13 protein-coding genes are annotated in these 13043 nt (G+C 68.0%); 4 read left to right on the top strand and 9 right to left on the bottom strand.

Features of this window, described 5'->3' with window-relative positions; translation table 11 throughout:
* Positions 1–30 precede the first annotated feature (30 nt).
* From hutG to QKY98_RS13335, 5 genes are all read right to left on the bottom strand, one after another.
* A complete protein-coding gene (gene hutG / locus QKY98_RS13355; RefSeq protein ID WP_144960142.1) occupies positions 31–975 on the bottom strand; it encodes a formimidoylglutamase in 945 nt (314 codons plus the stop codon).
* The gene (gene hutI / locus QKY98_RS13350; protein ID WP_284671039.1) at positions 965–2179 is read right to left on the bottom strand and encodes an imidazolonepropionase; all 1215 of its coding nucleotides are present in this window, start codon (positions 2177–2179) and stop codon (positions 965–967) included. Before hutI ends, hutG begins: the two co-directional genes overlap by 11 nt.
* Before the next feature lie 159 nt (positions 2180–2338).
* On the bottom strand, positions 2339–2695 hold the full coding sequence (locus QKY98_RS13345; protein ID WP_027602602.1) for a hypothetical protein: 357 nt from the start codon (positions 2693–2695) through the stop codon (positions 2339–2341).
* Between the two features lie 27 nt (positions 2696–2722).
* Complete coding sequence (locus tag QKY98_RS13340) at positions 2723–3604, bottom strand: transglutaminase family protein (RefSeq protein WP_284671038.1); 882 nt, start codon at positions 3602–3604, stop codon at positions 2723–2725.
* The gene (locus QKY98_RS13335) at positions 3604–6084 is read right to left on the bottom strand and encodes a circularly permuted type 2 ATP-grasp protein (RefSeq protein ID WP_284671037.1); all 2481 of its coding nucleotides are present in this window, start codon (positions 6082–6084) and stop codon (positions 3604–3606) included. The genes QKY98_RS13340 and QKY98_RS13335 overlap by 1 nt, the downstream gene beginning before the upstream one ends.
* A 312-nt stretch (positions 6085–6396) precedes the next feature.
* Between QKY98_RS13335 and QKY98_RS13330 the strand changes: the two genes are divergently transcribed.
* Positions 6397–7596: a zinc-binding metallopeptidase family protein gene (locus tag QKY98_RS13330; protein ID WP_144946850.1), complete on the top strand. Its 1200-nt coding sequence runs from the start codon at positions 6397–6399 to the stop codon at positions 7594–7596.
* A 12-nt stretch (positions 7597–7608) separates the two neighbouring features.
* Here QKY98_RS13330 and QKY98_RS13325 read toward each other — a convergent pair whose 3' ends face one another.
* Positions 7609–7977: a diacylglycerol kinase gene (locus QKY98_RS13325; protein WP_007159374.1), complete on the bottom strand. Its 369-nt coding sequence runs from the start codon at positions 7975–7977 to the stop codon at positions 7609–7611.
* A gap of 110 nt (positions 7978–8087) precedes the next feature.
* The gene (gene erdR / locus QKY98_RS13320) at positions 8088–8738 is read right to left on the bottom strand and encodes a response regulator transcription factor ErdR (protein WP_007159375.1); all 651 of its coding nucleotides are present in this window, start codon (positions 8736–8738) and stop codon (positions 8088–8090) included.
* A 172-nt stretch (positions 8739–8910) separates the two neighbouring features.
* On the opposite strand from erdR, the gene QKY98_RS13315 reads away from it, so the two are divergent.
* The gene (locus QKY98_RS13315) at positions 8911–9807 is read left to right on the top strand and encodes a DMT family transporter (protein WP_027602598.1); all 897 of its coding nucleotides are present in this window, start codon (positions 8911–8913) and stop codon (positions 9805–9807) included.
* Here QKY98_RS13315 and QKY98_RS13310 read toward each other — a convergent pair.
* A complete protein-coding gene (locus QKY98_RS13310; RefSeq protein WP_027602597.1) occupies positions 9800–10537 on the bottom strand; it encodes a tRNA-uridine aminocarboxypropyltransferase in 738 nt (245 codons plus the stop codon). The genes QKY98_RS13315 and QKY98_RS13310 overlap by 8 nt on opposite strands.
* Positions 10538–10678: 141 nt before the next feature.
* Between QKY98_RS13310 and QKY98_RS13305 the strand changes: the two genes are divergently transcribed.
* Entirely contained in the window at positions 10679–11086 is a 408-nt protein-coding gene (locus tag QKY98_RS13305) for a quorum-sensing-regulated virulence factor family protein (RefSeq protein WP_027597050.1), read from the top strand.
* Between the two features lie 15 nt (positions 11087–11101).
* On the top strand, positions 11102–12181 hold the full coding sequence (locus QKY98_RS13300) for an LOG family protein (protein WP_181084082.1): 1080 nt from the start codon (positions 11102–11104) through the stop codon (positions 12179–12181).
* A gap of 378 nt (positions 12182–12559) precedes the next feature.
* Here the strand turns inward: QKY98_RS13300 and recX are convergent, their stop codons facing one another.
* Positions 12560–13012: a recombination regulator RecX gene (recX, locus tag QKY98_RS13295; RefSeq protein ID WP_007159380.1), complete on the bottom strand. Its 453-nt coding sequence runs from the start codon at positions 13010–13012 to the stop codon at positions 12560–12562.
* Positions 13013–13043 lie beyond the last annotated feature (31 nt).

Here is a 13043-nt window from a genome sequence, read left to right as displayed (position 1 = left end):
GTCTTCCTCTCTTGTTGTTCGCGGCAGGCCCTAGAGGTCCAGTGCCAGGGTATGGATCAGCCGCGCCGCGACCCGGGCCGTGCGGCCGTCCTGGTCGAGCGCGGGATTGAGTTCGGCCACGTCGGCCAGGCGCAACTTGCCGCTGGCCTTGAGCCGACGGATCAGCGGTTCCAACAGGGCGAGGCTGACGCCATGGGCGGCAGGCGCGCTGACCCCGGGGGCGTCGGCCGCGGGTAGCACATCCAGGTCGAAGGTGAGATAGAGGGCATCGCAGCCGGCGGCGAAGGCGTCCAGTTCGGCGCCGATGTGCTCAAGACTGCCCTCGCGAATCTCATGGTCTTCGCGGATCAACACATCCAGCTCGGCGGCACGCCTGAGCAGGGTGCGGGTATTGGCCGCCAGACTCAGGCCCAGGCAGGCATAGTGGAAGGGCCAGCCGTGGGTGGCGCAGTGCGCGGCGATCTGGGCGAAGGGCGTACCTGAGGTGGGTCCCCGCGTCGGATCGCGCAGGTCCAGGTGGGCATCGAAATTGACGATGCCGATGCGTGGCTTGGGTAGCGTCTTGGCCAGGTGCAGCGCCAGGCCCGACCAGCTGGCCCAGGCGACTTCGTGACCGCCGCCCAGCACCAGCGGCAGATGACCGCCGTCCAGCAGACCGCGCACGGCCCCGGCCAGGCGCGTCTGAGCGCCTTCCAGATCACCGTCGGCGCAGCGGACATCACCGGCGTCATAGGCCGGGCCCTGCCGCTGCCAGGCGACATTGGCCAGGGCCCGCCGCAGGGCGACGGGACCCTCGGCAGCGCCCACGCGACCCTGGTTGCGCCTTACCCCCTCGTCGCAGGCGAAACCTAGCAGCGCCATACCCGGCGCGCTGTCCACGGCCAGTGGCTGGATGCACTGGTGCCAGCGCAAGGCGTCGGCTTCCGGATCGATACGACCGGTCCAGCATTCCAGGGTCTGGCGATCAGCGAACATGCTGCACCTCCCCGGCGAAGACGCGCTGACGCAGGCGCCCCGGACGCACCTCATAGGCCAGCTCCGCCGGCTGACCGACGTCCCATAGGCAGAGATCCGCCGGGGCGCCCACCTGGATACGACCAAGCTCCGGACGCCCCAGGGCCTGGGCCGCATGGGCGGTCATGCCGGCCAGGGCCTCGCGGGGGGTCAGGCGAAACAGGGTGCAGGCCAGGTGCGCGATCAGGGTCGGCAGATAGAGCGGCGAGGTGCCGGGGTTGGCATCACTGGCCAGGGCCATGGGCACCCCGTACCGACGGAGCAATTCCACGGGCGGATGCTGGGTTTCGCTCAGCATCAGGAAGGCACCGGGCAGGAGCACGGCGACCGTACCGGCGGCGGCCAGGGCACGCACCCCGGCTTCGTCGAGATACTCCACGTGATCCGCCGACAACGCGCCCAGCCGCGCGGCCAGAGCGCTGCCACCCAGGTTGGACAGCTGCTCGGCATGGGCCTTGATCGGCAGACCGTGCTCGCGCGCCGCCAGGAATACCCGCTCACACTGGGCAGGCGAAAAGGCGATGCCCTCGCAGAAGACATCCACCGCATCGGCCAGGCCCTCGGCCACCGCGGCCGGGATCATCTCCCGACAGACCAGATCGACGTAGCCCTCGGCATCGCCCTGGAATTCCGGCGGTACGGCATGGGCGCCCAGCAGCGTGGTGATCACCCGTACCGGCAGCGCCTCACCCAGACGCCGAGCGACCCGCAATAGCTTGAGTTCGTCGGCCACGGTCAGGCCATAGCCGGACTTGATCTCCACGGTGGTGACGCCCTCGTCGATCAGCGCCTGCAAGCGCGGTCGGGCAACGGCGAAGAGCTCCGCCTCGCTGGCCGCCCGCGTCGCGCGCACCGTGCCGAGGATGCCACCACCGGCCCGGGCGATCTCGGCATAGCTCGTCCCTTCCAGCCGCTGCTCGAATTCCCCGGCACGCTGGCCGGCATGGACCAGGTGGGTATGGCAATCCACCAGCCCGGGCGTCAGCACCCCGCCCTCCCTGGCCAGTTCGGCCCCCTCGCCCTGCGCGGCCTGGAAGTCGGCTTCCGGCCAGAGTCCGACAATGCGGCCAGCCTCCACCCGCACGGCCATGGGCGTGGGCCAGGTCTGGAGGCCATCGAACAGGGTGACATGACGCCAGAGCAGCGCTTGGGTAGCGACGGACATGGTGACCTCTCCGGTTAATGTATATACATTTAATCCAGAGTCGATCCCTCGTCAAGCATTCCCGATATAGCTATCGTCTCAAAATAGCAGACAAGCGCCTCCGTTCATGGGCGGCCAATGTTAGGTAAAAAGGCAGCCTATTTTGTATAGACAATAGCTTCAGTGGATATCTGGAAACCAGATGCCCACCTGTTGCCATAGCCAGCTCGTAACTGGCCGCGACAACGGCTCAATCTTGAAAATCGCCACGATCAGTGCCGCTCTTGCCAGCAAGACCAGTAGAGGCGCGAAGCCGTAACGGCAGCGTCGGCTCCAGTCGTCCAGCCAATGAAGGCGCGTAAACACTGCCCAGGTCAGGGGAAGGCCGATCAGTAACAGATACATCCAGGCTTCCGGCGTCGCAGGTCGACCGATCCGGATGCCTAGGAGCAAGGCCAGGAGGACCGTTATGCAGAACAGGAAGGTATTGGGTCGTGCAGGGCCGAGCGGGATGTTCAGCCACTTGGGATCTTTCATCAATGGAGTCCTTTCCAAACCAGCACGCTACAGCGGCGTCACCGTCACCTCGACCACCGGATCGTGGTCGCCGCCGCCGAGGATCACCCCGCGCAGCGGCGAGACGTCGGTGAAGTCGCGCCCCCAGGCCAGGGTGATGTGCTCCAGGTCCGGCAGGACATCGTTGGTGGGATCGAAGTCGACCCAGCCCAGCAGCGGGCAATGCACGCTGACCCAGGCGTGGGAGGCGTCGGCACCGATCAGCCGCGGCTTGCCCGGCGGCGGCCGGGTCAGCAGATAGCCGCTGACATAGCGCGCCACCAGCCCCAGGGCGCGCAGGCAGGCCAGCATCAGGTGGGCGAAGTCCTGGCAGACGCCATGGCGATGCTCCAGCACCTCGCGCAGCGGCGTCGCCACCTGGGTGGCGGTGGCGTCGAAGCGGAATTCGCGGTGGATCTTTTCCATTAGCGCCCGGCAGCCCAGCAGCAGGGGGCGGCCCACTGGGAAGCAGTCCTCGGCGAAGCGGGCGAAGATGGCGTCCAGGGGCACCGCCGGGGATTCGAAGCGGAAGTGATGGACATCCAGCGGCACCCGGGCCGCGGGATAGCGCAGGCCATCGCGCACCTGTTCCCAGGGGGGCGAATCCGCCAGCCCGAGACCGGCGCGGGAGCCCACTTCCACCTCCAGCTCGGTGCCGACATAGAGTTCGTCGTGGGGCCGCTCGAAGGACAGCCGGGTCAGCGGATTGCCGAAGGCGTCCCAGGCGTCCTGGCGCTGGGTCGGCTGCGGCAGGATCACCAGTTGCCGGGACAGGCAACGCTGCCAGGCGCAGTCGCGTGGCAACAGGTGCAGCAGCTGCTGCGACAGCGACACCGGCGCCTCGTAGCGATAGTGGGTGTCGTGCTGGATGCGGTAGCGAACCTGATTCATCACATGGACACCGTGCGCTGGCTGACGGCATCGACATGGGCGAAGCAGCGATAGATGACCCGTTCGGACAGCTGGCTGCTGGCCTCGGCGATCTGTCGCAGCAGGCGCGCCAGGCCCTGCTGCACCTCGACCCGGCCGGCGTCGCCGAACAGGGTGTTCTCCAGGGTGCCGAGGTCGAAGCGGCGCAGGCGGTCGTAGGTATCGTGCAATGCCGGATCGCGGGGCAGACCGTAATAGCGCTCCAGGTGCTCCACGGCGTTGATCAGCGCATGCAGCTGGAAACGGATCGAATAGGGGTTGTGCTCGTGCAGCATCAGCAGATCCAGTACCGGGATCAGCTGGGGCGCCGCCTGGTAGCGCGAGCGATAGGTGATGATGCTGTTGCCCAGCTCCAGCAGCCATTCCAGGCCCGCCGCATCCCAGGTGGCGCCGCCTTCGAGGAAGTGCGCCAGGCTGCCGGCGAGGAATTGCACCCGTTCGATGCGCCGGCCGATCATCAGAAAGCGCCAGCTCTCGTCGTGGGTCATGTCGTCGAAGGTGAAGCCGGCCACCGCCGCCAGCGCCATCACCAGGCGGTTGAGACTCTGCAGCGCCTCGCCCGGCTCGCTGCCGACCTGGCCCAGGCCATGGGCCTCGCGCTCCACCTCCCGGATGGCGCGCCAGTTCTCCGGCGACAGCCGGCCGCGGACCTGGGCCGCAGCCCAGTGCAGCCGTTGCAGATTGGCGCCCAGGCCGCTGGGAAAGTCGCCCGGCCCCAGGGCGGCATGCAGCTGCTCCGCCAGTCGGCCACCCGCGGGCAGCAATTCCAGGGCCGTGGCCAGATCGATGGCCGACTGCACCGCCGGCCCGCCGTCGTCGGCGTCCAGGTAGCGACTCAGGACGATGCGCAGCAGGCGCGCGGCATCCTCGCAGCGCTCGCTGTAGCGACCGTACCAGAACAGATTCTCGGCGGTGCGCGAGGGCAGGAAGGGGTCCTTGCGCACCAGGTCGCGCACCCCCAGCACCCGCGCCCCGGGCACCTCGGCGGCGCCGCGACTGCCGCCCAGCACCCAGGTGTCCTTGCTCGACCCGCCGCGCTGCATGGACACCACCGCGGCGCCTTCATGAGCGACCCGGGTCAGCCCCCCGGGCATCACCCAGTAGCCGTCTTCGCTGGCCACCGCATAGACGCGCATGCCGATGGCCCGCGACTGCAGACTGCTGCCCTGCCAGACCGGCGCCTGGGACAGCTGGATGCGTTCCTGGGCCACAAAGGCGTGGGGCGTGGCCAGGATGCGCGCGCGCAGTTCGGCCAGCCCCGCGGCATCCAGGGCCTTGCCGAACACCGGCTCGAAGCCCTGGGCCGGATAGGCCGGCTTGATCACCAGCTCCGCCAGCCGCGCCAGGGCCGCTTCGCGCACCGGCGTCTCGCCGCACCACCAGGTGGCGACGGAGGGCAGTGCCAGGGTCTCGCCCAGCAGGGCCTGGCAGACACCGGGCAGAAAGCCCAGCAGGCCGGGCGACTCCAGCAAGCCGCTGCCCAGGGCATTGGCCATGATGACATTGCCCTGGCGCACCGCTTCCAGCAGCCCGGGTACGCCCAGCGCCGAATCGGTGCGCAACTCCAGCGGATCGCAGAAGTCGTCGTCCAGCCGGCGGAACACCGCATGGACGCGCCTCAGCCCGCTCAGGGTCTTGAGATAGAGGCAGGCGTCGCGCACCGTGAGGTCCTGGCCTTCCACCAGCGGAAAGCCCAGTTGCCGCGCCTGGTAGAGGTGCTCGAAGTAGGTCTCGTTGTAGCGCCCCGGCGTCAGCAGCACCGCCAGCGGCGCCTCCTCGCCGGTGTCCAGGCCCGTGCTCAGGGTGCGTTGCAGCGCCTGGAAGTAGCCGTTGAGCGGCTGGACCTGCAGATCGCGGTGCAACTCGGGAAAGGCCCGCGCCACAATGTGGCGATTCTCCAGGGCATAGCCGGCGCCGGACGGCGCCTGGGTGCGATCGGCCAGCACCCACCAGCGACCATCGGGCGCCCGCGCCAGATCCACCGCATAGACGTGCAGCCAGGTATCGCCCGGGGGACGCAACCCCTGGCAGGCCCAGAGAAAGTTGTTGTGCCCGAACACCAGCTCCGGCGGCAGCAGCCGCTCGTGCAGCAGGCGCTGTTCGCCATAGAGATCGCCCAGTACCCGATTCAGCAAGCGCGCCCGCTGCGCCACGCCGGCGGCCAGGGGCGCCCACTCCTCCGCCGAGATCAGCTGGGGCAGCAGGTCCAGCGCCCAGGGCCGATCGCTGCCCTTGGGATCGGCGTAGACGTTGTAGGTCACGCCGTTTTCCTGGATCTGCCGGGCGATCAGGGCCTGGCGCTGATCGAGCTGGGCGGGTCGCAGCCCGGCCAGGTGCCCGTAGAAGCGCCGCCAGGGCGGCCGCACGCCGCCCCGCGGACTCCAGAGTTCGTGGTAGCTGCCGGTCATGTCGCTGGCATTGCGGGAAGCGTTCGGGGGCATGGTCAAGGGACGGCTGACAGGGTACGGAAGCGGATTCGGACGGCGCGCAGCGGCGGGGGCGCCGCAACGCCCGCGCCCGTTTCGATGGTCACTAGGGTAGTGGTGTGGCTCGGGATGCGCCACCGCAAACGCGGGCCACCACGGCCAGCGGAGCGTCAGCGGGTGCCGGGACCGATCCCAGAGCCCTCGCCAGTCGTCCCAGGCGACGAACAACCCGGAACTCCAGGGTCTGGCCGCTCTACTAATTCGCTAGCAAGACGCCGGCGCTCCGCCGGCGTCCGACGCGGCCGCTCTCGCCAGGTATCAGCACCCATGCGCAATTTTCTCGGAAGCTACAGTTCCAATCGTCAGCAACGCAACGCCCTGCGCGCCCTGCCCGTCCAGCGCAAGGTCGCCAACTGCACCTGCGGCCAGGCCATCTTCTTTCCCAACAGCGAATGCCTGGCCTGTGGCAACGCCCTGGGCTACGCCCCGGACCAGGGCACGCCGACGGCGCTGCTGCCGGGCGAAGGCGGTCTCTGGCAGTTGCCCGAGGCCGGCAGCGGCCTCTATCGCCGTTGCGCCAACCTGGACACGCCCGCTGCCTGCAACTGGCTGGTGCCGGCCGATTCCGGCAATGAATTCTGCGTGGCCTGCCAGCTCAACCACACCATTCCGGATCTGTCCTTCGAGGGCAACGGCGAGCGCTGGCGCAAGCTGGAGCTGGCCAAGCGGCAACTGGTCGCCCAGTTGCTGGGGCTGGGGCTGCAGGTGATCCCCCAGACCGTGGATGCCGAGCACGGACTCGCCTTCGACTTCCTCGCCCCCGACGCCACCGGCACCCCCACCACCGGGCATGCCAATGGCCTCATCACCCTGAACATCCTCGAGGCAGACGACGCCCACCGGGAAAAGGTCCGTGCCGACATGCACGAGCCCTATCGCACCCTGCTCGGGCATTTCCGCCACGAGGTCGGGCATTACTACTTCGATCGTCTGGTCGCCGGGACCGACTGGGAAGAGCCCTTCCGCGCCCTCTTCGGCGACGAGCGCGCCGACTATGGCGAAGCCCTGCAGCGCCACTATGAACAGGGCGCACCGGCCGGCTGGGAAAGCCAGTACGTCAGCGCCTACGCCACCATGCACCCCTGGGAGGACTGGGCGGAGACCTGGGCGCACTACCTGCACATGATGGATACCCTGGCCACCGCCGCCAGCCTGGGCATGAACGCCGGCAGCCTGCAGCTGGACTTCCAGCCCTTTACCCGCGAGGCGCTATACGAGGCGGAAGACCGCAGCGACGACGAATTCCTCGGCTTCGCCAATGCCTGGATCGAACTGGCGGCCATGCTCAACGAATTGTCCCGCAGCATGGGCCAGCCGGACTTCTATCCCTTCGCCCTGCCCGCCCCGGTGATCGCCAAGCTGCACTTCATCCACAAGGTCATCCATTCGGCCCAGCCCAGCCTGCTGGAACGGGGCCTCGCCACGGACGACACGGCAGCCGGCGCCACCCTGGGCGCGACCCTGTGATCCTCGTCCTGCTCAGCCGAGCAGGACGATGCCCCAGACCACGGCGATGATGATCATGGCCACGAACTGCGCGGCACTGCCAAGATCCTTGGCGTTCTTCGACAGTTCGTGCCAGTCCAGGGAAATGCGATCCACCACCGCCTCGATGGCGGCGTTGAACAATTCGACCACCAGCGACAGCAGGCAGACCGCCACCAGCAGCGCCCGCTCGCCGCGACTCACATCCAGCCAGAAGGCCAGGGGCACCAGCACCACGTTGAGCAGCACCAGCGAACGAAAGGCCGCTTCCTGGCGAAAGGCCGTGCGCAGGCCGGCCAGGGAATAGCCGGTGGCGTTGATGACCCGGCGCAGACCGGTCTTGCCTTTGTAGGGAGAGATCACGAAAAAGCTCCATCCAGCAGGGGCGAACCGCCGACGCACGTGGACGGCAGGTGCGGAAAAAGGGGAAAGCGGGCAGTCACGCCTACGCCGGGCGCCGCTGCCAGCGGACATCAGCCGGACGTGCTCTCCAGCTGCTGCAGCAGCAGGGCCGCCTGGGTGCGGGTGCGGACGCCGAGTTTACGAAAGATGGCCGTGGCATGGGCCTTGACCGTGGCTTCGGAGACATTTAGCTCGAAGGCGATCTGCTTGTTGAGCAGCCCCTCGCAGAGCATGGTGAGCACCCGGAATTGCTGCGGCGTGAGACTGGCGAGGCCGGCACTGGCGGCCTTGGCCTCCTCGCTCAGGGCGGCAGCGCCTTCCACCTGGGGTGGCCACCAGGTATCGCCATCCAGCACCTGACTGACCGCCTGTTGCAGGGTGCTCAGATCGCTGGACTTGGGAATGAAGCCACTGGCGCCGAATTCCCGGGCGCGCTGCACCACGGCGGGCTCTTCCTGGGCCGAGATCATCACCACCGGCACCTGGGGATACTGGCCGCGCAAGAGGACCAGTCCGGAAAAGCCATAGGCGCCGGGCATGTTGAGATCGAGCAGGACCAGATCCCAGTCGGTGCGCTCGGCCAGGCAGGCCTGGAGTTCGGCGATGTCGGCCACTTCGGTGAGCCGCGCCTGGGCACCCAGCCCCAGGGTCAGGGCCTGCTGCAGCGCGCTGCGAAACAGCGGATGATCGTCGGCGATCAGGATCTGGTAGGCAGCCGCCATGGTGTAGCTTTCCTTGTTGTCGTGAGCGCCCCCATCGACCAGGAAGCTGGCGCACGGGCTGCACGCAAGCATGCCGAACGGCGCGGACGGGAGCAAGGCCGGGTGGCTCGCCGACGGTAGGCAAGGCCCTGCGGTTTGCGGCACAGTTGCCGTTTTGCCCAAGAGATGCCCCATGCCCAGCGCCGCCCTGCGTGCCGATCTGCTCATGCTGCTCACCGCCCTTATCTGGGGCAGCGCCTTCGTCGCCCAGACCGGCGGTATGGAGCACATCGGTCCCTTTCTCTACACCGGCCTGAGATTCGCTCTGGGCGCCCTGACCCTGGTCCCGCTGCTACTGTTCCTGCGCCGCCGCGGCCGTCAGCAGCGCCTGACCCGCGACACCCTCAAGGGCGGCCTGCTGATGGGCCTGGTGCTGACCCTGGGCATCAATCTGCAGCAGGTGGGGCTGCTGTTCACCAGCGTGACCAACTCCGGCTTCATCACCGGTCTCTATGTCATCGTGGTGCCGCTGCTGGGGCTGCTGCTCGGCCAGCGCAGCCACCTGGGCACCTGGATCGGCGCCAGCCTGGCGGTGGTGGGCATGGGGCTGCTGAGCATCGGCGACAACTTCCAGGTGGCCTCGGGCGATCTGCTGCAACTGGCCGGCGCGCTGGCCTGGGGTGTCCATGTCCTGCTGGTGGGCCACTATTCCAGTCGCCACGACGCCACGGTGCTGTCGATCCTGCAATTCGGCGTCTGCGCCGTGCTCAGCCTCGCGCTGGCGCTGGCCTTCGAGCCGATCCAGTCGGCCGGGGTCGTCCTGGCCCTGCCCGAGCTGCTCTATGGCGGGGTGATCGCCGCCGGCATCGGCTACACCTTGCAGGTCTTCGCCCAACGCGGCGCCATCGCCTCCCATGCGGCGGTGATCTTTTCCCTGGAGGCGGTGTTCGCCGCCTTCTTTGGTGCCTGGCTGCTGGGCGAGGCCCTCAGCGGCCGTGGCTACCTGGGTTGCGTCCTGATGTTCGCCGGCATGCTCGCCGCCCAGCTCTGGCCGCGCCAGGCGCCGGTCGAGGTCAAGCCGGTCAACTAGCGCGCAGGGTCTTCAGTTGCTGGCTGGCCGGGCTGTCCGCCGCCAGCGGCAGGTGATGCTTGGCATCCAGGTAGCGCTCGCTGAAGACATCCAGATAGGCCTCCAGCAGGCGTCCGGCCGGTGCCTCACCGGCCAGTTCCAGGCACAGGGCGGCGACCTCGGCGGTGCACAGGTGCTCGCCGCGGGTGGAGCGCCGCAACCGGTAGCGCGACAGCGCATTGGGCTGAAAGCTCAGCACCGGCAGGTGGTCCAGATAGGGACTCTTGCGAAACATCTTGCGCGCCTCGGTCCAGGTGGCATCCAGCAGCACGAACAGCGGGCGCTGACCGGGGGCCAGCGGCAGGCTCTCGACCACCCGCTCGGGCGCGGCGTATTCGCCGGGAAACACCAGCAGCGGCTGCCACTCGGGCTGCGCGAGCAAATCCGGCAGCGCCGGATCCACCGCCGTGCGACTCCAGCCGAAGGCGTGGGTGTCGGCCACCACGTCGGCGATCAGCCAGCCGGTGTTGCTCGGCTTGAGCGGCTCGACGTCGTGCATCAGCAGGCACATGCCGGCCTGGGTCTGGCGCAGGGGACGCAGGTCGCAGAGGCAGTGGCTGGGCGCCAGGCGGCAATTCGGGCAGCGCGCCATGCGCGAGCCACGAGCGATGAAGGGCTTGATGCTGCGCGCCAGGCGCTCCTGGCGCAAACGGGCCACGGCATGCAGAGGGGTGTCGCTGATCGGGGTCATGCCGGGCTCGCGGGCAAAAGCGCAGTTTACCAGAGCGATCGGGATGCCCGCGGCGGCCAGGCAGGTTACCCTGCGCAGACGCCTTGCGAACCCCCGCCCGCGACCACGGTCGAAACGGGCTCCTCTACGCTGGAGAACACGATGCCTCGTTTTGCTTTGCTCGCCCTGACCCTCGCCCTGCCCTTCACCGTCCAGGCGGCCGAGTCGCTCAAGGACCACGAGCTCAACCAGATGCTGCGCAAGGTGGCCACCGAAAGCAGCCAGGGCACGCCCCGCGCCATCAACGAGGACATCCTCGACCGCGGCTACACCGTGCAGGGCAAGCAGCTGATCAACAACCTCAGCGTCCGCCCGGCCCATGCCGCCCGCATGCGCGAGAATCCGGCCACGGTGCGGGTGCAGCTCGCCGAGAGCGTCTGCCAGAACAACGGCTATCGCCAGTTGCTGGCCCGCGGCGCCACCCTGGTCTATGACTTCACCGAATACCAGACCAACAAGCCGGTCATGGTCGAGCGCTTCCAGGCCGCCGACTGCGGCCTGGGCAAGTAAGCGGAGACCGCGGCCATGACCGAGGACAGCGACGACAGCTACCTGGCCCGCCATGTGGAGCCCAGCGCCGCGGACCTCGGTCAGCGCATCGACGAATTGCTGGCGCACGCCCTGCCGGGCGGCAGCCCCAATCTCGGCCTCTACCGCGAGATGCTGGTGACGGTGGTGCGCATGGCGCAGACCAATCCGGCGCGCTGGGACGCCAAGATCATGCTGCAGACGCTCAAGGAGCTGGAGCAGGCCTTCCGCACCCTGGAGCGCTTTCGCCGGCGGCGCAAGGTCACGGTGTTCGGCTCGGCGCGGACCCGCATCGATCACGGCCTCTATACCCTCGCCCGCGAGCTGGGCAGCGCCCTAGCCCGCCGCGACATGATGGTCATCACCGGCGGTGGCGCCGGCATCATGGGCGCCGCGCACGAGGGCGCGGGGCCCGAAGCCAGTCTCGGCTTCAACATCACCCTGCCCTTCGAACAGCGCGCCAATCCGACCATCGAAGGCACGGATCACCTGCTGTCCTTTCACTTCTTCTATGTGCGCAAGCTGTTCTTTTTGAAGGAGGCGGATGCCCTGGTGCTCTGCCCCGGCGGCTTCGGCACCCTGGACGAGACCTTCGAGGTGCTCACCCTGATCCAGACCGGCAAGAGCCCCCTGGTGCCGCTGGTCCTGCTGGACACCCCCGACGGCCATTTCTGGGACGACACCCTGGCCTATCTGCAGCGCAATCTGCTGGAAGAAGGCTACATCCTTCCCGCCGATCTCAAGCTGGTGCGCCTGGTGCGTTCGCCGGAAGCCGCCGCGGCCGAGATCGAGCACTTCTACGGCAACTACCACTCCACCCGCCGGCGTGACGGCCTGCTGCACATCCGTCTCAAGCACGCCGTGACCCCTGCCTGCCTGGAGCAGCTGGCCGCGGATTTCGCCGACCTCTGCCGCACCCCGGGCTTCACCCAGCTGGCCCCGGGCGAAGGCGAGGCCGACGAAGCGGAATTCGCCCACCTGACGCGCCTCACCTTCGACTTCCACGGCCGTCACTATGGCCGTCTGCGCGAACTGGTGGACGAACTCAATCGGCCGGAGCATTGGGCAGCCACGTAGGTTGGGTTGAGCGCAGCGAAGCTCAACGCTCTCCAACACCAGAATCGATGTTGGTCTGCACTCTGCTCAGGGCAAACCTGCGCGACCGAGGTTGATTGCTGACATCGCGGCCATGGGCCGCTCCTACAGACGCTGATTTGACTGTAGGAGCGGCCCATGGCCGCGATGGCTCTGACCGCGATCCCTTTCTGGCAAGCGCACGGGAAATGGCGCCGGCTTTTCCACTCGGCATCACCGCGAAGCGCCCTCACCCCAACCCTCTCCCTCAGGGAGAGGGGGTTAGCCGTGCGTGCGTTTGTCTTCCACAATCAGGCCTCACCGCGGGCGGGATGGACCTGCGGTCTGGGTCAAGCGCAGCGAAGCCCGGCACCCCAGGCACTACCGCCGGCTCAGCACCCGGTTGATCCCGTCCATGGCATAACCTCGGTAGGCCAGGAAGCGGCCCTGCTTGGCGCGCTCCTTGGCGTCGGCCGGCGGTGTACCGAATTTCCGGCGCCACACCTCTTCCAGCTGCGCCTGCCAGTCCACATCCGCTTCGCGCAGGGCCGTTTCCACCTGCTCTCTTTTCAGGCCACGCTGGCCCAGTTCTTCGCGGATCCGCATGGGGCCGTAACCGGAACGGGCACGACTGGCGATATAGCTCTCCAGATAGCGACTTTCGTCGAGCAGGCCATCCTCGGCCAGGCGATCCAGCACCGGACCGAGCAGGCTTTCCTCGGCCCCGCGCCGCCGCAGCTTGCGCGACAGCTCTTCACGGCCATGCTCGCGACGCGCCAGGAGGTCCATGGCGGCGAAACGGATGGCAGCGGTGGTATCCAGTGGATTGCCCAAGGGTGATCCTCCTTATGCGAAAACCCCCGCA

Origin of the sequence: Pseudomonas sp. HR1, from assembly GCF_030175875.1 — a bacterium.
GTDB classification, from domain to species: domain Bacteria; phylum Pseudomonadota; class Gammaproteobacteria; order Pseudomonadales; family Pseudomonadaceae; genus Chryseomonas; species Chryseomonas oryzihabitans.
The sequence above is the reverse complement of the archived record's forward strand: the minus strand, read 5'-3'. Positions and strand labels throughout refer to the sequence as shown.

What these genes read in the sequence shown, in the direction of transcription:
- hutG (WP_144960142.1), bottom strand. Translation starts at nt 975, where the DNA reads ATGTTCGCTGATCGCCAGACCCTGGAATGCTGGACCGGTCGTATCGAT.
- hutI (WP_284671039.1), bottom strand. Translation starts at nt 2,179, where the DNA reads ATGTCCGTCGCTACCCAAGCGCTGCTCTGGCGTCATGTCACCCTGTTC.
- QKY98_RS13345 (WP_027602602.1), bottom strand. Translation starts at nt 2,695, where the DNA reads ATGAAAGATCCCAAGTGGCTGAACATCCCGCTCGGCCCTGCACGACCC.
- QKY98_RS13340 (WP_284671038.1), bottom strand. Translation starts at nt 3,604, where the DNA reads ATGAATCAGGTTCGCTACCGCATCCAGCACGACACCCACTATCGCTAC.
- QKY98_RS13335 (WP_284671037.1), bottom strand. Translation starts at nt 6,084, where the DNA reads ATGCCCCCGAACGCTTCCCGCAATGCCAGCGACATGACCGGCAGCTAC.
- QKY98_RS13330 (WP_144946850.1), top strand. Translation starts at nt 6,397, where the DNA reads ATGCGCAATTTTCTCGGAAGCTACAGTTCCAATCGTCAGCAACGCAAC.
- erdR (WP_007159375.1), bottom strand. Translation starts at nt 8,738, where the DNA reads ATGGCGGCTGCCTACCAGATCCTGATCGCCGACGATCATCCGCTGTTT.
- QKY98_RS13315 (WP_027602598.1), top strand. Translation starts at nt 8,911, where the DNA reads ATGCCCAGCGCCGCCCTGCGTGCCGATCTGCTCATGCTGCTCACCGCC.
- QKY98_RS13310 (WP_027602597.1), bottom strand. Translation starts at nt 10,537, where the DNA reads ATGACCCCGATCAGCGACACCCCTCTGCATGCCGTGGCCCGTTTGCGC.
- QKY98_RS13305 (WP_027597050.1), top strand. Translation starts at nt 10,679, where the DNA reads ATGCCTCGTTTTGCTTTGCTCGCCCTGACCCTCGCCCTGCCCTTCACC.
- QKY98_RS13300 (WP_181084082.1), top strand. Translation starts at nt 11,102, where the DNA reads ATGACCGAGGACAGCGACGACAGCTACCTGGCCCGCCATGTGGAGCCC.